Genomic DNA, 18,753 nt, shown 5'->3' on the forward strand with positions numbered 1-18,753 from the left:
CCGAACCCGACGAGACGAAGGCCTCCTCCGGGCTTGGCGTACGAAGGTTCCTTCCACCTCCGGAGTGATCTCGTTGGCACTGTTCACGCGAAACCTGGCGCTGACCGTCGGCACGGCAGGGTTGCTCATGCTCGCGGCCTGCGGCCGCGACGCCGGTACGGCCGGGACGACCATCTCCAGCGATCCCGGCATCACTGACACGACCATCACAATCGGCACGAGCCTGCCACTGTCCGGGCCGCTGGCGAGCGCGGGCGAGGCCACGTTGGCGGCTTCGCAGGCGTACTTCGCCCGCGTCAACGCGCAGGGCGGGGTCAAGATGGGCGACGGCAAGACCCGCACCATCAAGTATGTGTACTACGACGACGCCTACGATCCCGCCAAGAGCGTGCAGAACTACCAGCGTCTGGTTCACCAGGACGCGGTGTTCGCGGTGTTCCAGCCGCTCGGCACCGGACCCAACCTGGCGATCATGCCGCGTGCGAACGCCGACAAGGTCCCGCACCTGTACGTGCACTCGGGCTCGGAGAAGTTCAGCGACCGCGCGAAGAACCCGTGGACGGTCGGATGGGGGCCGACGCCCATCTCCGAAGGAGAGACGTACGGCAAATACCTGGCGGCGCGGAACAAGCCGATGACGGTCGCCGTGCTCAGACAGAACGATGATCTCGGGCAGGGCTATCTGACGGGCCTGCAGGCCGGCATCAAGGGCTCCAAAGTCGAGATCGTGAAGATCGCCACGTACGGCCGCACCGACTCGACCGTGGACAGCCAGATCTCCGCCCTGGCGAGCACCAAAGCCGACGTGCTGTACATGGGCGTGGTGATCCCACCGCTCATGATCAGCGGCATCAAGCACGCAGGCACGCTCGGCTGGTCGCCGGAGATCTACATGGTGAACAACACCGCCGACATCAGTGGAATCCTCAAGCTGGGCAAGCTGACCGGCCTCGACGACCTGTACACCGCGTCCTTCATCAAGGCCGCGGACGACCCGCAGTGGCAGGACGACGCCGGCGTCAAGGGGTACCTGGAGAGCATCAAGGAGTATCCCAAGGCGTTCGGCAACCTGGTGAACGGCGAGATCTCCTACGGCGAGGCCCAGACGCTGGTGGCCACGCTGGAGCAGACCAAGGCGCCGACCCGGCAGGCCCTGATGGACGCGGTCCGCACGCTGGCCCACGCCCCGGCCGTCGATGTCCTCATGCCGGGTGTCACGCTCGACGCCACCGACGCCACCGCCCCCCCGGTGCACGGACAGGTCGTCCAGCACTTCGACGGCACGTCCTGGCGGACGGTCAAGGAAAAGGCGGAGTGACCACGATGTCTTATTCGATCTTCGAGGACACCATGGCCGAGATGACCGGGCAGGAGCTTGAGGCCGCCGCGCTGCGCAGACCGCCGGTGCTCCTGCCGCTGGGCGTCATCGAGGCGCACGGTCCGCACCTGCCGCTCGGCACCGACGTGTACGGCTCGTACCTGCTGTGCAAGCTCACCCGGCGGCGACTCGCCGAACGTGGTGTGGAGAGCCTCATCGCGCCCCCGTACTACTGGGGGATCAACTTCGTCACGGGCGCCTTCCCAGGATCGTTCCGGGTGCGCCGCGAGATCGCGGAAGGGCTGCTGTCCGACATTCTCGACACCATCCTCGGCACCGGCTTCACCCGCGTCTTCCTCGTCAACCACCAGGGCGACATCCGGCACAAGCAGATGGTGGCCGATGTCGTGCGGAGCAAGAACGCCGACGGTCACACCGGCGTCCAGTGGCTCGACGACGGATCATCGCTCGCGCGCCTGGAGCAGACCGGTGACGAGCCGATGTGGCGGCTGTACGATCCGCCGGAACGGTGGCGCGGAGGGCTGAAGACGCACGGCGGAGAGACCGAGACGGCGCTGGTCGGGCGGTACTTCCCCGAGCTCGTCAACTGGGACGAGCAGGAGCACCTGGCCCCGGCGAACCTGTCCGCGCGCGAACTGGCGGAATGGCGCAGGGGCGAGGAGCATGCGCCGAAGGTGACGCCCCTGGCCTACCACGGCAGCCCGCACCCGCCCTACGACGAGTGGCGCTATTACGACCACCACGCCAAGGCCATGGCCGATGCCGTGGCCGCGGACAACTGATCGGAGAGGAACATGGCCGAGATATCTCTCGCCGTCGCCGCCAGCCACGCGCCGGGGCTGACCGGATGGTTCGACATGGCGCCGGAGGACGACCGGCGTGTCGTGAACCAGGCGTACACCGCGATCCGGGAGGCCATCGTGGCGTCCGCGATCGACGTGCTCGTGATCGTCGGGAACGACCACGTCGCGAACCACCGGGTCGGTGCCGGCGTCGACTTTACCTTCGGCCTCGCTGATCGCCACCGCGGGCCGGACGAGTGGTTCAAGCCGTGGTTGCGGGTCCCCGACTACGACATCCCCGGTGCCCCCGATGTCGCCTCCGCACTCTTCGACCGGCTGCGCGGCGCGACGAGCGTGAACGTCGCCGGCGCGCGGGAGAACCTGCGCTTCGACGACAACATCTCCGTGCCGGTCACCAAGACGGGGCTGGCGGAGACGGGAGTACGACTCGTTCCCATCCTGCAGAACTGCACTATTCCGCCCGTACCAGATGAGCGAGCGTGTTATGCCTTCGGCGTGGCGCTCGGTGAGGCGATCCGCACGGGATTGCCGGGTGATCTACGGGTCGGTCTGTTCGGGTCGGGCGGACTCAGCCACGAGCCGGGCGGCCCCCGCTATCTGGAGATCGACGAGAAGTTCGATCACTGGTGGATGAACATGCTGGAGGCCGGCGACCATGAGAAGGTCCTGGCCGAGGCGACCTTCGACCGGATGGAGCAGGCAGGTTCCGGCGGAACCTCCGAGCTGCTGTCCTGGATCGTGGTCATGGGGGCCATCGGCGAGCGGCCGTGCACGTCGCTGGGCTACGTCGCCTTCGACGAGTGGCGCTGCGGCGTCGGCGCGGTGCGCTGGGACATGACCCGGCCCAGCGACAAGACAGAGGTGAAGTGATGGCGCTGGAGCACTTCCGGCCGCAACTGCGGACCAACGATCTCGTGCAAGACCTGAAGTGGAATGACGAGCTGCGAACCCGCTTCGAGGAATCCGAGGCGACGGTGCTGGCCGAGTACCCGCTCACCGAGGAGGAGCGGGAGGCGATCCGCACCCGTGACTTCCGCCGGCTGTACGAGTTGGGGCTGCACCCGTACCTGCTCAGCCAGCTCGCCCGTCTGCTGTTCGGCACCGGTGAGAAGGCCGGCACGTCCGCGCCGGCGATGGCGCTCATCCGATCACTACTCGGAGACGAGTACGAGCAGTACATGGGGAACCGGAGTGGTTGAGCCGTCCCTGCGCGTCGACGTCGAGGACGGGGAGACGCGAGCGCGCACCCCGGTGATCGACGTCCATGCGCATGCCATGCCCATGCCGCTGCTGCGGCACCTGGCGCGGGAGGGCCGCGCCGACCTGTCGTCGCTGGCCGAGCACGCCATCGCCCTCGACCCCCAGATCAGCGGCCTGGCCGGGTGGTCCCGCATCCCCGTGCCCCGAGAGCAGTACGACGTGGCATCCCGGCTGGCCGCCATGGACGCGACGGGGGTCGACGCGCAGCTCGTCTCGGCACCCCCGTTCGTGGTCGGGTCGATGTGCGAGGACCCCGACCTGGTCATCGACGTGACACGCCGGGTGAACGACACGCTCGCCCAGTTCGTGGCAGGCGCGCCCGACCGCCTGTTCGGCCTGGCCACGGTGCCGGTCGGGCACCCGGACGCCGCACGGGAGCTGGCGCGCTGCCTGGATCAGCTCGGCTTCGCCGGGGCGTCCGTCGGCTCATTCGGCGGCGGGGCCGAGCTCGACGACCCGGTGAACGAGGAGCTCTGGGGGGAGCTGTCGGCACGCCGGTGCTTCACGCTGCTGCACCCCAGCCGGGCTTCGGCGGCCGAGCGGCTCGCGTCGTACTACCTGGTGCAGTTGCTCGGGTACCCGGTGGAGACCGCGCTGGCCACCGCACGACTGATCCTGGGCGGTGTCCTGGACCGGCATGATCTGGTCCTGTGCCTGGCGCACGGCGGTGGTTGTGTCCACGGCGTGGGCGGCCGGCTGAACCTGGGGTGGCGGCGCAAGCCGGCGGCGCGTACCACGCCCGAGCTCCCGGCGGCCTACCTCGCCGGCCTGTACTACGACACGGCCGTCTTCGACAACAGGGCGCTGTCCCGGCTGATCGAGGATGTCACCGCCGGTCACGTGCTTCTCGGCACCGACATGCCGTTCGACCTCGCCGATGAGGTGCCGCTTGAGACGATCTCGGAGCTGGGCATGCCGCCGGGCGACGCGGAGGCGATCCTGGGTGGCAACGTGCTGAAGCTGCTGCCGATCGATATCCAACCGGCGGCAAGGAGGCTCGTCGGATGACCGATCCAGCGACCGGGGTGGCGTTGATCGTCATCGACATGCAGAACGACTACTGTCACCCCGACGGTGTCTTCGCGCGCGCGGGCCTCACGGTCGACCGTCTGCCCGAGCTGGTCGACGGCGTCAACACCCTGGTGGCGGCGGCGCGCGCCGGTGGGCGCCCGATTGTCTGGGTGCGCATGGAGTGGTCCGACGACGACCAAGTGGGGCTTCTGGGCGAGCGAAGCCCGTTCCTGCGACGTGCCGGTCTGCGTGCCGGCACCTGGGGCAGCGAGCTGCTGTCCAGCCTCGATGCGCGCGGCGATGACATCGCGACCACCAAGCCGCGCTTCAGCGCGTTCTTCGAGACGCCTCTGGAGGACCTGCTCCGGGAGCGGGGAGTCGGGCGAATCGTCGTCGTGGGCGTACGGACCGATTTCTGCGTCGAGTCGACCGTACGCGACGCCTTTTTCCGCGACCTGGAGGTCGTCGTCGTGGCCGATGCCGTCGCCGGCTACTTCGAGGAGTTGCATCGCGGGAGCCTGCGGGTGATGGGCACCGTCTTCGCCGACGTGGTGGATCTCGACGCGGGCACGGCCCTCCTCCGCGACGCCAGTCTGACCATTTAGTACAAAGGAGTGAACACATGAGTGTGACTACAAACCTGGCATCGGTCACGCGGACCGTCGAGGTCGGCGGGATCGCGACAACGGTCATCGACACCGGCGAACCTGCGTCCGGCAGCTCGGCGCCGCCGCTGCTGTTGCTGCACGGGTCCGGCCCGGGGGTGACCGCGCTGGCGAACTGGCGGCCGATCATCCCCGCCTTCGCGGCATCGCGGCGGGTCATCGCACCGGACCAGCTCGGATTCGGCGGCACGGCCACCGGCGAGGCCCGCACGTACGGCCGCGCGTCCTGGACCCGGCACGCGCTGGCGCTGCTCGACGAGCTCGGCATCGACCGGATCGACATCATCGGCAACTCGATGGGCGGTGCGATCGCGCTCTCGCTCGCGGCTGCGCGCCCCTACCTGTCCCGCCGCATCGTCCTCATGGGCTCCATGGGGATCGCGATGCCGCTGCCCGACGGCCTCGACGGAGTCTGGCGCTACGAGCCCAGCATCGAGGAGTCGCGCCGCGTCATCGGGCTGTTCGCCCATAACCGCGACCTCATCACTGACGACCTGGTCCAGATGCGGTACGAGGCGAGCATCCGGCCGGCCGTCCGCGACTCGTGGCAGGCCATGTTCCCGCCGCCGCGCCAGCGCTGGGTCGACGACCTCGCTTTGACCGGGGCGGAGCTCAACGCGATCAACCAGCCGGTGCTGCTGGTTCACGGTCGCGACGACAAGGTCGTCCCGTGGAGTTCGTCCGCCGCCCTGCTGGACCTCCTGCCCGATTCGCGGCTGCACGTCCTGGGCGGCTGTGGACACTGGACGATGATCGAGCGCACGACGGATTTCCTCGCCGTCGTCGAGCCCTTCCTCGCCGCCTGATCAGGTCTCGCGGACAGCGGGCGGCCCGCTGGGATCGTTCCATCCTGAATCCGCAGGTCGGGGGTCTGGTGCGATCGGGTGAGGGGGTGCTCGCCCTGCTCGGTGGCGGTGGTCATGCTCGGAGATCGTTTGTCATCGGCTGGACTCGAGTTTCGTCAGGACGAGCAGGGCGCGCAGCAGGGTGATGGCGCAGGCGGGGTTGATCCGGGCGTAGCGTTGGACGGTGCCACGTGCCAGCCCGAGTTGGCGTGCGATCGGCTTGATGCCGTAGCCCTGCGCGAGAAGCTCCTGGACCAGGGCATAGCGCTCGCGGATCCGCGCGTTCAGCCGGGTCTCCATCTCGATTCCAGCCGTGACGGGGTGCGGTGCTTGCTCGTGCTCGGCGTCTTCGGCCTGCCCAGTTGGTGGGGCGGGCTCGCGCAGGCAGGCGCGATGGTGGATGACGCACTTCTCGACGGCTTTGATGAGGTTGTTGGGCCGGGCCGGGGCGCCCTGCCGGGATTGCTTCCGGCGGGTTTCCCCGACCCGCCCACCGAACCCGCCGTGCCCATTACTGAGCAACGGGCTCTCCACGAGATCATGCCATTGGAATCGGGCCTGTCAGGGCCTCCGGCCAAGGGCTGGGGATGGACTTGCAGGATCGATCACCAGCCGTCACCGGATCACGGAAAGGATGCTGTTGGTGATCTTCCTTGTGTCTGGTGTTCCCGTTGGCTTCGTGGTTCTCTAAAGGTGACCTCTCCGCACCGCTCTGTAGTCACTGTATGGAGGTGGACGGGTGTCGATGGGCGGGGATACCGGCCGGGTGATCCCGGCGGAGACGGTCCGTGCGGCCTGGGCGGCCAATCCTTCTGGAACTCCGGCGATGTGGATCCGGGACCGGCTCGCGGGAGTGTTCGGCGAGAAGGACTTCGTCGGCTGGTTTCCCGCTGATGGGCGGCGTGGATTGTCGCCGGTGGTGTTGGCGCTGGTCAGCGTGTTGCAGTTCGCGGAGAACCTGACCGATCGGCAGGCGGCGCTGGCGGTGCGATGCCGGATCGACTGGAAGTACTGCCTCGGGCTGGAGCTGACGGATCCGGGGTTCGACCACTCTGTGCTCTCGGAGTTCCGAGATCGGATGGCCCAAGACGATCGGGCGGACCGACTGCTGGCGGTGATGGTGCAACGGCTGGTCGAGGCGGGGCTGGTCAAGCAGCGGGGCCGGGTCCGGACCGATTCCACGCATGTGCTGGCCGCGGTCCGCAAGCTCAACCGCGTCGAGTTGGTCGGGGAGACGCTGCGGGTCGCGCTGGAGGAACTCGCCGCCGCCGATGAACCCTGGCTGGCCGCCCTGATCACCCCGGAGTGGGCCAGCCGCTATGGCCGGCCGGTCCGCTATGACCGGCTGCCGCGCGGCAAGGATGATCTGGCCGCGCACGTGCTGCAGATCGGCCAGGACGGGATGACGGTCCTGGAGGCGGTGCATGCGGCCGGGGCGTCGCGTCGGCTGCGGGATCTGCCGGGGGTGCAGGTACTGCGTCAGGTATGGGTGCAGCAGTACTGGACAGACTCCTACGGTGATCTGGCCTGGCGAGCCGCCAAGTCCAGCCGGGACCGGCAGAGCCGCCACGGCCGGCCGCGTCGGTCATCCGGCGAGGAAAGCGGCCAACAGCCGGACCCGGCACGGGTGCCATGGTCCGGGATCGAGATCGTCAGTCCGCACGATCCCGAAGCCCGGTACTGCCGCAAGGAAGGAAAAACGACCACGAAAGCTGAGTGGGTCGGCTACCGGGATCATCAGAGCGAGACCTGCGACGACAATGTTCCCAACGTGATCGTTCACGTCCTCACCCGCCCGGCGCCGGTCCAGGACATCGATGCCGTGGACGACATCCACGCGGGCCTGGCCGCCAGCGGCTTGACCCCGGCCGAGCATCTCCTCGACAGCGGATACGTCACCCCGGACGTCATCCACCACACCGCCCAGCAGTGGGGCGTCGCTCTGATCGGGCCAGTTCGAGCCGACCCGCGAGGCCGCCACGGGTTCACCAAGGAAGACTTCCACGTCAACTGGGACGATCACACCGTCACCTGCCCGCGCGGGGTGACCAGCCCGCCCTTCAAACCCACCCTCGGCGATGGCAAGCCTCGCCTGTCGGTGCTGTTCCCCCGCGCGGCCTGCCGGGCCTGCCCAGACCGCCAGGCCTGCACCGGTGACGCCAACGGCAAGGGTCGCCACCTCACCCTGCTGCCCGAGCCGCTGCAGCAGATCCAGACCCGCAATCGCGCCGACCAGCACACCGAACCTTGGAAGGCCCGCTACGCCCTGCGCGCCGGCTGCGAGGCCACCGTCTCCGAAACCACCCGCGCCCACGGCCTACGCAATTGCCGCTACAAAGGCCTCGCCAAAACCCACGTCCAGCACGTCCTGACCGCGGCCGGCACCAACGTCATCCGCCTCGCCGACTGCTACACCCCCGGCATCATCCCCGACCGACCGCCACGTCCGATCAGCCCGTTCCAACAACTCTGCCGACGGCTGGCCGCCCAGACCCCAGAATGACATCGAAGATCACCAACAGCATCCGGAAAGTGAACCAGAACCCGGTTCCATCTGCATAGCCAGACCCCTGCCATTTGCCGCAATGTCCGCCACGGCCTGCGCATCGTCTTGGCCCTTCAGGAAACACCTGGCGCACGGATCAAGGCCAGCGACATCTTGCTCCTGGGCCAGGTCCCTGGCGCGTTCCAGGTCGCCCGCACGATCGAGATCGTCGAGCTTTCGGGCATGCTCGACGACGATCGGATCCCGGCGACCGTCAACTGGTTCGACACGAAGATCACTGACCTGCCCGGCCCGATGCAGGAAGAACTGCGCCTCTGGTTCGGGGTGATGCGCCATGGCAGCACGACACCAACACGGCGACGGCCTCGCAATGAAGGCACCATCAGGATGAAACTCTCCAGGGCGCTGCCCGCCCTGCACCGGTGGGCCGGCCAGCACACCCCGCTCCGGGAGATCAGCAAAGACGACGTCTTGGCGGTGCTACCCGCCAGCCGAACGCCCCGGGTCGGTGCCGTGCAGGGCCTCCGCTCGATCTTCACGGTGCTCAAGGAACACAAGCTCGTCTTCACCAACCCCACCGCGCGGATATCCGTCGGCTCCCCCACGCCCACCATCCCCCTGCCACTCGACCTCGACGTGCTGCGGAATGCGATCCACTCCAGCAACCCCGCCCGCGCCGCACTCGCGTCGCTGCAGGCCTTCCACGCCCTGCGACCACGTCAGCTGCGTCAGCTCCAGCTGACCGATCTCCTCAATGGCCGGTTGCACCTCGACGGCCGGGTGATCCCCTTGGCACCCGAGGTGCGAACGCGTCTGGCAGCCTGGCTGGAGTACGGGTGTGAGTAGTTGCAGTACAGGAAATCCCGGCGAGAACGATCATGGTCGGCTGGCACACCGGATGCGGCTGCTGCTGGGGTTCACGGAAAGCCGCCGGTTGCTCGTCGCCGCTTGCTACGGTCCGGCTCGTACCGGTGGAGTTTCTGACTGATGAGCAGGCCGAGGCGTACGGGACGTTCACCGCGGTGCCCACGCGTCCGGAGCTGGAGCGGTTCTTCTTCCTCGACGATGACGACTGCGATCTGATCGCGCGGCGTCGTACGGATGCGCACCGTCTGGGTATGGCGGTGCAGATCTGCACGGTTCGATACATCGGCCGGTTCCTGGGCGAGGATCCGCTCGCGGTGCCGTGGGAGGTCGTGGAGTACCTCGCCGGGCAGCTCGGCATCGAGGACTCCTCGTGCGTGAAGCGGTACCCCGAGCGCAGGTCGACGGTGTACGAGCACGCGGATGAGATCCAGGAGCGGTTCAAGTACCGGGACTTTACCGACCGGAAGTGGGGCCGGGAGTTCCGGAGCTTCCTGTACGGGCGGGCGTGGACGCACGCCGAGGGGCCGGTGGCGCTGTTCAACCACGCGGTGACGTGGCTGCGCAAGAACAGGGTGCTGCTGCCCGGGGTCTCGGTGCTGGCCCGGCAGGTGTCGGAGGCCCGTACGGCGGCCGAGCGGCGCCTGTACGACGCGGTGACCCGTGCCGCGCACCGGGCCGATCCCGCGCTCGCGCCAGCGCTGGCCGGGCTGCTCGACGTGCCGGAGGGCAAGCGGGTCTCGGAGCTGGAGCGGCTGCGTACGCCACCGACGAAGACGACGGGGACCGCGATGGTGCGGGCCATGGAGCGAGTGGAGGAGATCTCCGCGTTCGCGCTGGGCCGGGTGAACCTCTCCAGGGTGCCGGTGAACCGGCTCTCGGCGCTGGCCCGCTACGGGCAGTTGAGCAAGGCCCAGACGATCGAGCGGGCGCCGGAACCGCGGCGCACCGCGCTGCTGACGGCGGTGGTGCGCCAGCTCGAGGCCCAGGCGGTCGACGACGCGCTCGACCTGTTCACGGTGCTGATGGCAAACCGGCTGATCAGCCCTGCCCGCAGGGCGTCGGACCGCGACCGGCTGGCGATGCTACCGCAGTTGGAGAAGGCCGCACGGATCCTGGCGAAGGCGTCGAAGATCCTCACCAAGGAGCTGGACCTGGTCGCCGAGCATGACGCGGACCTGGACGTGGCCGCGCTGTGGGCGGCCGTGGAGGAAGCGGTGCCGCGTACGGCGGTCTCCTCGGCGGTCGCGACCGTGGAAGCCCTGGTGCCGGAGGACGACGGGTCGGCCGAGGCGGCGATGCGCGAGAAGCTGGCTCTGCGCTACAACACCGTGCGCCCCTTCCTGTCCCTGCTGGGCGAGTCGGACGCGCTCGGTGCGGCCCCTGCCGGGCGGCGCCTGCTCAAGGCGGTGCGACGGCTTCCCGCGCTCTCGCGCCGAAGGGTCAAGGACCGGCTGCTGCTGCCCCGTGAGGTCGACGCCGAGCTGGTGCCCGCGATGTGGAAGCGGGCAGTGTTCTCCAACGCCAAGTTGCCCCAGGGCTCCGTGGACCGGGATGCGTACGTGGTGTGTGTGCTGGAGCAGCTGCACCGTGCGCTGAACCGGCGCGACGTGTTCGCCTCGCCGTCGAACCGGTGGGCCGACCCGCGCGCGAGACTGCTGGACGGGGCCCGCTGGGAGGCGATGCGCCCGGACGTGCTCGCGGGCCTGTCATTGACCGAGGACGCGGGCGAGCATCTGGCGCAGCTCACACGGGCGTTGGATGCGGCCTGGCGGCAGATGGCCGACCGCATGAAAGAGGCCGGCGACGACGCGAAGGTGGAGATTGTCGTTCCCGAGGGTGGGGGCCGCGCCACGCTGTCGGTGGACAAGCTCGGCGCGGTGGGCGAGCCGGAGTTGCTGACCTGGCTGAAGAACACCACGGAGGCGATGCTCCCCAGGATCGACCTACCCGACCTGCTCTTCGAGGTCCACTCCTGGACCGGGTTCCTCGACGCCTTCGGCCACGTCTCCGACCGGCGCACCCGTATGGAGGGCCTGCTGGTCTCCCTGGTCGCGCTGCTGGTGGCGCAGAGCTGCAACATCGGCCTGACCCCGGTCATCGACCCGAACAACAAGGCCCTGACCCGCTCGCGCCTGTCTCACGTCGACCAGAACTACGTACGGGCCGACACCATCGCCGCGGCGAACGCCGCGCTCATCACCGCTCAGTCCTCCATCGAGCTGGCCCAGATGTGGGGCGGCGGGCTGCTCGCCTCCGTCGACGGCCTGCGCTTCGTCGTCCCCGTCAAGAGCATCAACACTGGCCCCTCACCCAAGTATTACGGCTACAAACGGGGCGTGACCTGGCTCAACGCAGTAAACGACCAGGTCGCCGGGATCGGCGCGATGGTCGTACGCGGCACCCCGCGCGACAGCCTCTACACCCTGGACACTCTGCTGAACCTCGACGGCGGGGTGAAGCCGGAGATGGTCGCCACCGACAACGCCTCCTACTCCGACATGGCGTTCGGCCTCTACAAGATGCTCGGCTTCCGCTTCGCCCCGCGCTTCCGTGACCTGAACGACCAGCGGTTCTGGCGCGCGGACCTGCCCGACGGCGACGAACCGTCGGGATACGGGCCGCTGGACGAAGTGGCCTGCAACAAGGTCAACCTCAAGCGGATCGTCACGCAGTGGCCGGACATGCTCCGCGTCGCCGGGTCGCTGATCACCAACCAGGTGCGCGCGTACGACCTGCTGCGGATGTTCGGCTGCGAGGGCCACCCGACCCCGCTGGGGGCCGCGTTCGCCGAGTACGGCCGGATCGACAAGACCATGCACCTGCTCGCCGTGGTCGACCCGGTCGACGACACCTACCGGCGGCTGATGAATCGGCAGCTCACCGTGCAGGAGTCCCGCCACCGCCTGGCCCGTGCAATCTGCCACGGCGGCCGGGGCCAGATCCGCCAGGCGTACCGCGAGGGCCAGGAGGACCAGCTCGCCGCGCTCGGCCTGGTCCTCAACGCCGTCGTCCTGTGGAACACCCGCTACCTGGATGCCGCCGTCGCCCAACTCCGCGCCGAGGGCCACGACATCAAGGACGAGGACGTCGCCCGCCTCTCCCCGCTCAAGGACCGGCACATCAACTTCCTGGGCCGCTACCTGTTCAACATCAAGGCCAGCAGCCTTGGCCGGGAACTGCGCCCGCTGCGCGACCCGGATGCGCCCGAGCTGGACGAGGACGACGGGGCCCTGGACTGACCTGGGCTTTCCCAGGCTGCACGTGTGTCATCCGCGGTCGCTGATCCGCTGCTCCTCGCCTTGATCTTCAACCTGTGCCACACGGTCGCGAGCCGGTCGGGTCAGTCCGCTCTGCGGTGATGGCCCGGACGCCTTCGGGCGGTTACAGCCCAGATGGATGCAGGATGCGCCCCTGGTCATCGAAGCCGTGTGTTCGCTGAACCGATCTGTCGTGTGAGAAGCGGTTCCCGGTTCGCTTCGGGCGAGCGTGAGTTTCGTCGACAAGGTCAGCGAGACAGTCCAGCCGGCCCGGACCTCGTCCCGTGAGTCGTCGTTGAGCACCGTGGGCGTATCAGGTGACGGATGCCCAGCGATGGCTGGGCCCGCCGGTCAGTCGATGCCTTCGACGATGCGGAAGTCGCGCTCGAAGCCGTCGGGAAGGGCCACCAGCGCCTTCTGGTATGCCTCGCTCTCGTATGCCGCGACCGCCTGTTCAAAGCCGTCGAACTCGATCAGAACGACGCGTTCGGTGATTCCGGCCTCGTGGGCGACGACTCGACCGAAATTGGACAGGACGCGCCCGCCCCCAGCCCGGACAGCCAGACCCGCCAGCTCGTTGTAGTCAGTCAGCCCCTCAGGGTCGGAAATGGCGGGGTAGACACTGACCCAGTAGCCCTTGGCCATGGAAACCTCCTGTGCTCGGCCGGACACGTCCGACTTCGAATTGACACTCAGATTGCTCGATCCCGACGACGGCCCGGGGGGCGAGGTTCTCAAATGCCTCCGTCGAGGTCATGCCTCGATCCTTGCCGTTCGAACCGGCCTCGGCCATGGCAGAAAGGTCAGCCTCCGATACATTCTCGCCATGCCTGTCCACCATGCCGCCCCCGGTACTCCCGGCGCCCGCGACCTAGCCGGTCGCACCGCCGAACCGGATCGCGCGATGCGCCCAGAACCTCGGCCCGCCGCCCACAAGGTGGTCGTCCTCGTAGTCGACGGGATCTACCCCTTCGAACTCGGCATACCTCAACACGTCCTGGGCTCCGCCGGTGGCCGCTACGAGGTGGTGACCGCGGGCGTGGACGGGAAGCCCGTGCGCACCGTCTCGGACCTGACCGTCACCCCCGGGCACGGCCCTGAGGTGCTGGCCGAGGCGGACACCGTGATCATCCCTGGGTACGCCATCCCCCAGGCCCCGGCCGCTGCCACGGACTCGAAGGCCCTGGACGCACTTTCCAGGGTCCGGCCCGGCACCCGTCTGGTGTCGATCTGCAGCGGTGCCTTCCTGCTGGCCGGCACCGGTCTCCTCGATGGGCGTCGGGCCACCACCCACTGGGCGCTCAGCGACCATTTCCGGAAACTGTTCCCCCGGGTCGAGCTCGACGCCGGCGTTCTTTTCGTCGACCACGGTGACGTGTTGACCTCAGCGGGGGCGGCCAGCGGCTTCGACGTCTGCCTGCACTTGCTGCGCCAGGACCACGGCACCGAGGTCGCCAACCAGGCCGCCCGCTTCTGCGTCGTGCCGCCGTACCGGGACGGCGGGCAGGCGCAGTACATCGAGCGGCCACTGCCGCCGACGGGCGCAACCGGCACCGGGCCGACCCGCGACTGGGCATTGCAGCGGCTTGAACTGCCGCTGTCGCTGGACGAGTTGGCCGCGCATGCGGCGATGAGCACCCGTACCTTCGCCCGGCGCTTCAAGGAGGAGACCGGTCTGAGCCCCGGCCGCTGGCTGACCTCGCAGCGGCTGCGGCGGGCCCGGCACCTGCTGGAGTCCAGTGATCTGCCGGTGGAACGCGTCGCCCACGAGGTCGGATTCGCCACCGCCACCTCGCTGCGGCGGCACCTCGCGGCGGAGGCCGGAGTCGCCCCGTCGGCGTACCGTCGCACCTTCCGTGCCCCGGATCCGGCCGCCGGCGATGCGGGCTCCATTCCCGCCTAACCACGACGCACCGTACGCTTCCCGGTGGTTCATCCGAACCTCTGCGCCGGGCGTCGATCGGCTGCGGCGCGCGGCGATTCGCCCGCGAGCGTCGTCGGTGTCAACAACAGACTGAGGTCGAAGGCCGGCGCGCTGTGCGTGATGCCGCCGACGGATATCGCGTCGACCCCCGTCTGCGCGACGGACCTGAGCGTGGACAACGTGACGTTGCCGGATGCCTCGAGTCGGGGCCCTTCCGTCCCGCGCAGTACGACGATGTACCGCATTTCTTCGTTGGACATGTTGTCCAGCATGATCCACTCGACTTCCGCGTGCAGGGCCTCGATTGCGGACGACGTCAGGGCGGCATATCGAAGATCGCCTGCGCCGATGGCCTGCTGAGACAAGAGAAACAGGTGGGCCACGACTCGGCCGGCAGCATGCGCGGCCTTGCCTCGACCATGCCGGAACGAACCACAGAAGGATTCCCGACAGAGTCCTCCATTGGTGGGGGCAGTCGGGGTGCTGATCCGTCATCGTCGCCGTGGCGGTCACCCCGGCTCTCACAAACGGTCATTTGCGCGAGCATGATCAAGAACGGGTCGCCGACCCCCGCCCGACCGTCGATTGGTTCTCACAACCCGTTCTCACTCAAAAGCGGATGGGCCCTCTTCTGAGACTTGCATTGTGCGAAAATCCGGGCCCGTGACGGACCCTCAAACCCCTTCCCCGTCCGAGCAGTCGGACGCGGACGATGTCGAGCGGCACGCCTGCCCGAAGTGCGGCACGCAGCCCGGATCGCCGTGCCGCTCGCGCTCAGGAGCGGTCACCTCCGCCTACCACACCCGCCGCTTCACTCTGGTGCCCCGCCTGAAGAAGGCGCTGAGGGTACCGACCCCGGCCGACCGCAGGCCAGGGCAGCCGGGCACCCCACCGCCTGCGCCGATCGACTCGGACCTGCCGAGCGCGGACATCCGCATCGGCTACGCCCGCTGCTCGACCCTCGGGCAGGAACTCGACTCCCAGCTCGATGCACTCAGCAAGCACGGCATCCCGAGGGACAAGATCTTCAGCGAGAAGATCAGCACCCGCGTCCGCGTACGCCCCAAGTTCGAGGAAGCGCTGCGGACCGCGCGGGAGGTCAAGGCCCACGCCCCACACTGCCGGGTCATCTTCACCGTGTACGAGATGAAGCGGCTCGGCCGCGACGCCGCCGAACTCACCGCGCTCGCCGACCACCTCACCGCCCACGGCCTCATCCTGGAGATGCTCGCCGGGCCCCTGCCTGGCATCTACGACCCCACCGGGCCCGGCAAGCTGCTGTTCGCGTTCTTCGCCGCGATGGCCGAGACCGAGCGGGAGAACATCCGCGAGTCCACGCTCGAAGGACTCGACACCGCGGCCCGCAAGGGCAAGCACGGCGGCCGGCCCCCGGTCATCACCGACGACATGCTGCACCCCGTGCTGCGCCGCCGCGCGGGCGGCGAGTCCGTCGAGCAGATCCAGCCCGACCTGATCATCCCTACCGGCAAGCGCAAGGGGCAGAACCCCTCAGTGGCGAGCATCTACCGGGCGCTCGCCGAGCACGCCAAGCGCGAGGCATACCCCGAAGCCGTCGAGCAGGCCCACGCCGACTTCGCCGACCTCCGCAACGCAGACGTCCCCCGGCTCCGACCGGACGCCGCGGCGCTCAGGCCATGACCATGATCGTTCTCACCGGGATTTCCTGTACCGCAACTACTCACACCCGGAGTACCGCACCCAGCGCTGGCCACGTACCGCCAACCCCCACCTGTTCATCACCACCGACACCGCTATCCGCACGGGCCCGGTCAGCCATACGTGGATCAACGAGATCATCGGGATATCCCCTCAAGCCATTCGAGAAGATCGCATCCTCGATGAGGCGATCGTCACAGGCGATGTACGCAGAATCTGTGACCTGTTCGACCTCACCGTCGAAGCCGCCCTGCGCTACACAAGGTTTGATACCGACAGAAATAGCTGATCAAGCGGTCTGTCTTACCGCTGCTTGCAACGACCGAACAACCCGTGGCGTTAGAGCGTGTCCCGTGGATCATAGGACAGGGTCACGGAGCCAGATCCTGATCGAGGCGACGTCGATGGTGCCCTCGTAGATGCGTTCGCGCTTGTCGGTGCGAAGGGCCACCGCGCGGTGGCCCTTGAGCTTGTTGACGCACCGCTCGGCGGTATTACGCTCCTTGTACCGCTCGGCGTCGAAGCCGGGCGGTCGCCCGCCCTTACGCCCCCGGTTGAGTCGGTTGGCCTGCTGATCCCTCTTGATCGGGATGACCGCCTGGATGCCGCGTCGGCGCAGGTAGGCGCGATTGGCGCGCGAGGAGTAGGCCTTGTCGGCCAGCACACGTATCGGACGCCGGCGAGGACGGCCCAGACCGCGACGCCGGATGCGCACCCGCTCCAGGATGCGCCGGAAGTACGGGCTGTCGCCGTGCTGACCGGGGCTGATGATCCGGGCGATCGGCCGGCAGCGCCGGTCGGCGACCAGGTGAATCTTCGTGCTCCACCCGCCCCGTGAGCGGCCCAGCGCCTCCTGGCCCGTGCCCGGTTTGTGATCTACGCCGTCCCCTTTGACGGGATGTCGGCGGGCGGCTCACGACGAGCTCCGGCGGCATGCTGATGAGCGCGCGCCACAGTGGAATCCACACTCACCGTCCAGTCCTCCCCCTCGGCCTCATCGCATCCAGCGCGCAGACCGTCCAGGATCTTCTCCCAGGTGCCATCCATCGACCAGCGGCGATGCCGGTTGTAGACGGTCTTCCAGTTCCCGTACCAGGGCGGCAGGTCACGCCAGGTGATGTTGGTCCGGACCCGGAAGAAGACCTCGTTGATGACCGTTCGGTGATCGGCCCATCGGCCGCCCTGCCGCGGGTTGACCGGCAGCAGCGGCGCCAGCCGTCCCCACTCGGCATCGGTCAGATCATGACGATTCAGGCGATCTTCCACTGGACTGATCTACACCAAACCGCCATCAAAGATCCACGGGACACGCCCTAGCGGCCCTGGGCGGGCCGCCGGCGACTCGTATGGTCCTGCGGCGCCCCCGGCCCTTGTGTGAAGGGGCTTCAAGAGCGGTGTGTGGGACCTCAGGTCTGATCGTCAGGCCTGGTCGTGCAGTTGGATACGGGTGGTCTCGGCTTGCTCGGTGACGGTGGCTAGCACAGGGGCCGGAACGTCCTTGTCACGGCAGGCCTCCACGAGCTGTCGGGGTGGTCGGCGATGAGGGTGTCCAAGGCGTCGTTGCCCTCGCCCAGCTGCGGGGTATCCGAGCCCGAGCAGGGCCAGCTGGGTGCCCTGCTGGGAGTCGATCAGCAGGCCGCCGGTCTTGCGGTGCTCCTCGTCGCAGGGTGCGCTGACCTCGATGGCGAGTTCGGGGGAGGTAACGGTGAAGCGGGCTGGTCAGCGGGCGGGGCGATAGCCGCGCGGCGGGGATTCGGTGCGCGTACTCGATGGCGCCGCCCTGGGAGACGACATGCTGCCCAGGGTGTCGGCTTGAGGTGAAAGCCACGCTGTCGGCGGCCAGGTGGCGCCCACGGGGGCCAGCTGTGCCAGGCGGGTATCGAAGAAGGCGCCGTAGCGGCGCGGTTCAGGCCGGGGCGTACGCGGTGCCGATGCAGATCGCGGGCCCGGGTTCCGGCGTCCTCGGGGTGTCGCCGACCGCGGTGCCGCCGACCGGCGCGCCGCCATTGCCCAGGACACGACCGCGGCCGTGATCGCCGCCAGCGAGCGGGCCGTGAACGTGGCCACCGCGGGGCAACAGCGCGCCGAGGAGTCTGAACGCGGGCCCTGGCGCATCGCCGGCGAACCTCCATACACGGGAAGTCGAGGCGAGGCACCGGATTGCCGTGATCTTGCCTCGTGGTTTCGCGTGACGGCCTTGAGTCATTGGCGTGTGGCGGCGTGATAACGGATCTTCGTCGCGCTCCAGGGCGACAGTCGATGCCGGTCCACGGTGGCCTCGACGGTTGTGCCGTGCGCGGGCGCACTGCCCGTCGACGGAACGGGTATCGGCGAGGCGCAAATTACGGCAGGTGGACAATCTCTTATTTCGAACTGACCGAGACGCAGTGAAACCATCAGAAAACGCACATCAAAACAGCTGTCTCCGCTGCATGATATCGGCCGTGATCCATAGGGGAAAAGGTCAGGCCATATTTCTGGCGACAGTTGAGACAGCAAGGATCGAGAGTCAACAATGCGGAAATCGCAGCCACGCCGAAAAACGGCACAACACGCCGAAACCGTCTGTTGTTATTTGCCACGCAATGTGATGTCTTAG

Annotated in this window: 15 protein-coding genes and 1 pseudogene; 12 read left to right on the forward strand and 4 right to left on the reverse strand. The window is 68.2% G+C overall.

Annotated features, from left to right (window positions below; translation table 11 throughout):
* Positions 1-73 precede the first annotated feature (73 nt).
* From SROS_RS22880 to SROS_RS22910, 7 genes are read left to right on the forward strand one after another with little or no spacing between them, the layout of a single operon-like run.
* Positions 74-1,318 carry an ABC transporter substrate-binding protein gene (locus SROS_RS22880; protein ID WP_012891298.1) on the forward strand — a complete coding sequence of 415 codons (1,245 nt, stop codon included), beginning with the start codon at positions 74-76 and terminating at the stop codon, positions 1,316-1,318.
* A gap of 5 nt (positions 1,319-1,323) precedes the next feature.
* Positions 1,324-2,121: a creatininase family protein gene (locus SROS_RS22885; protein ID WP_012891299.1), complete on the forward strand. Its 798-nt coding sequence runs from the start codon at positions 1,324-1,326 to the stop codon at positions 2,119-2,121.
* 12 nt (positions 2,122-2,133) lie between these two features.
* Positions 2,134-3,012, forward strand: a complete 879-nt coding sequence (locus tag SROS_RS22890) for a DODA-type extradiol aromatic ring-opening family dioxygenase (RefSeq protein WP_012891300.1) — start codon at positions 2,134-2,136, stop codon at positions 3,010-3,012.
* Entirely contained in the window at positions 3,012-3,341 is a 330-nt protein-coding gene (locus SROS_RS22895; RefSeq protein ID WP_012891301.1) for an extradiol ring-cleavage dioxygenase LigAB, LigA subunit, read from the forward strand. The genes SROS_RS22890 and SROS_RS22895 overlap by 1 nt, the downstream gene beginning before the upstream one ends.
* The gene (locus SROS_RS22900) at positions 3,334-4,410 is read left to right on the forward strand and encodes an amidohydrolase family protein (protein ID WP_012891302.1); all 1,077 of its coding nucleotides are present in this window, start codon (positions 3,334-3,336) and stop codon (positions 4,408-4,410) included. Before SROS_RS22895 ends, SROS_RS22900 begins: the two co-directional genes overlap by 8 nt.
* Positions 4,407-5,018 carry a cysteine hydrolase family protein gene (locus tag SROS_RS22905; RefSeq protein ID WP_012891303.1) on the forward strand — a complete coding sequence of 204 codons (612 nt, stop codon included), beginning with the start codon at positions 4,407-4,409 and terminating at the stop codon, positions 5,016-5,018. The genes SROS_RS22900 and SROS_RS22905 overlap by 4 nt, the downstream gene beginning before the upstream one ends.
* A gap of 17 nt (positions 5,019-5,035) precedes the next feature.
* On the forward strand, positions 5,036-5,884 hold the full coding sequence (locus tag SROS_RS22910; protein WP_012891304.1) for an alpha/beta fold hydrolase: 849 nt from the start codon (positions 5,036-5,038) through the stop codon (positions 5,882-5,884).
* Between the two features lie 132 nt (positions 5,885-6,016).
* Here SROS_RS22910 and SROS_RS49795 read toward each other — a convergent pair whose 3' ends face one another.
* On the reverse strand, positions 6,017-6,445 hold the full coding sequence (locus SROS_RS49795) for a helix-turn-helix domain-containing protein (RefSeq protein WP_148269166.1): 429 nt from the start codon (positions 6,443-6,445) through the stop codon (positions 6,017-6,019).
* A 223-nt stretch (positions 6,446-6,668) separates the two neighbouring features.
* Here SROS_RS49795 and SROS_RS22920 point away from each other — a divergent pair, with 223 nt between their 5' ends.
* The 3 genes from SROS_RS22920 (at position 6,669) to SROS_RS22930 (ending at position 12,535) form a co-directional block, all read left to right on the forward strand.
* A complete protein-coding gene (locus tag SROS_RS22920; RefSeq protein ID WP_012890197.1) occupies positions 6,669-8,426 on the forward strand; it encodes an IS1182 family transposase in 1,758 nt (585 codons plus the stop codon).
* Positions 8,427-8,534: 108 nt separating this feature from the next.
* A complete protein-coding gene (locus SROS_RS22925; protein ID WP_148269167.1) occupies positions 8,535-9,275 on the forward strand; it encodes a hypothetical protein in 741 nt (246 codons plus the stop codon).
* Positions 9,276-9,400: 125 nt separating this feature from the next.
* Positions 9,401-12,535, forward strand: a complete 3,135-nt coding sequence (locus tag SROS_RS22930; protein ID WP_043652687.1) for a Tn3 family transposase — start codon at positions 9,401-9,403, stop codon at positions 12,533-12,535.
* 369 nt (positions 12,536-12,904) lie between these two features.
* Here the strand turns inward: SROS_RS22930 and SROS_RS22935 are convergent, their stop codons facing one another.
* Positions 12,905-13,198 (reverse strand): DUF1330 domain-containing protein, encoded by a 294-nt coding sequence (locus SROS_RS22935; protein WP_012891307.1) that lies wholly within the window; start codon positions 13,196-13,198, stop codon positions 12,905-12,907.
* A gap of 259 nt (positions 13,199-13,457) precedes the next feature.
* Here SROS_RS22935 and SROS_RS22940 point away from each other — a divergent pair, with 259 nt between their 5' ends.
* Positions 13,458-14,456 carry a GlxA family transcriptional regulator gene (locus SROS_RS22940; protein ID WP_012891308.1) on the forward strand — a complete coding sequence of 333 codons (999 nt, stop codon included), beginning with the start codon at positions 13,458-13,460 and terminating at the stop codon, positions 14,454-14,456.
* Between the two features lie 29 nt (positions 14,457-14,485).
* Here SROS_RS22940 and SROS_RS22945 read toward each other — a convergent pair whose 3' ends face one another.
* The gene (locus SROS_RS22945) at positions 14,486-14,860 is read right to left on the reverse strand and encodes a beta/alpha barrel domain-containing protein (RefSeq protein WP_043652690.1); all 375 of its coding nucleotides are present in this window, start codon (positions 14,858-14,860) and stop codon (positions 14,486-14,488) included.
* A gap of 280 nt (positions 14,861-15,140) precedes the next feature.
* On the opposite strand from SROS_RS22945, the gene SROS_RS22950 reads away from it, so the two are divergent.
* On the forward strand, positions 15,141-16,136 hold the full coding sequence (locus SROS_RS22950; RefSeq protein WP_043652693.1) for a recombinase family protein: 996 nt from the start codon (positions 15,141-15,143) through the stop codon (positions 16,134-16,136).
* Between the two features lie 376 nt (positions 16,137-16,512).
* Here the strand turns inward: SROS_RS22950 and SROS_RS47680 are convergent.
* Positions 16,513-17,408: pseudogene (locus SROS_RS47680) on the reverse strand (IS5 family transposase).
* Between the last annotated feature and the right edge of the window lie 1,345 nt (positions 17,409-18,753).

The organism is Streptosporangium roseum DSM 43021 (assembly GCF_000024865.1).
Lineage (GTDB): Bacteria > Actinomycetota > Actinomycetes > Streptosporangiales > Streptosporangiaceae > Streptosporangium > Streptosporangium roseum.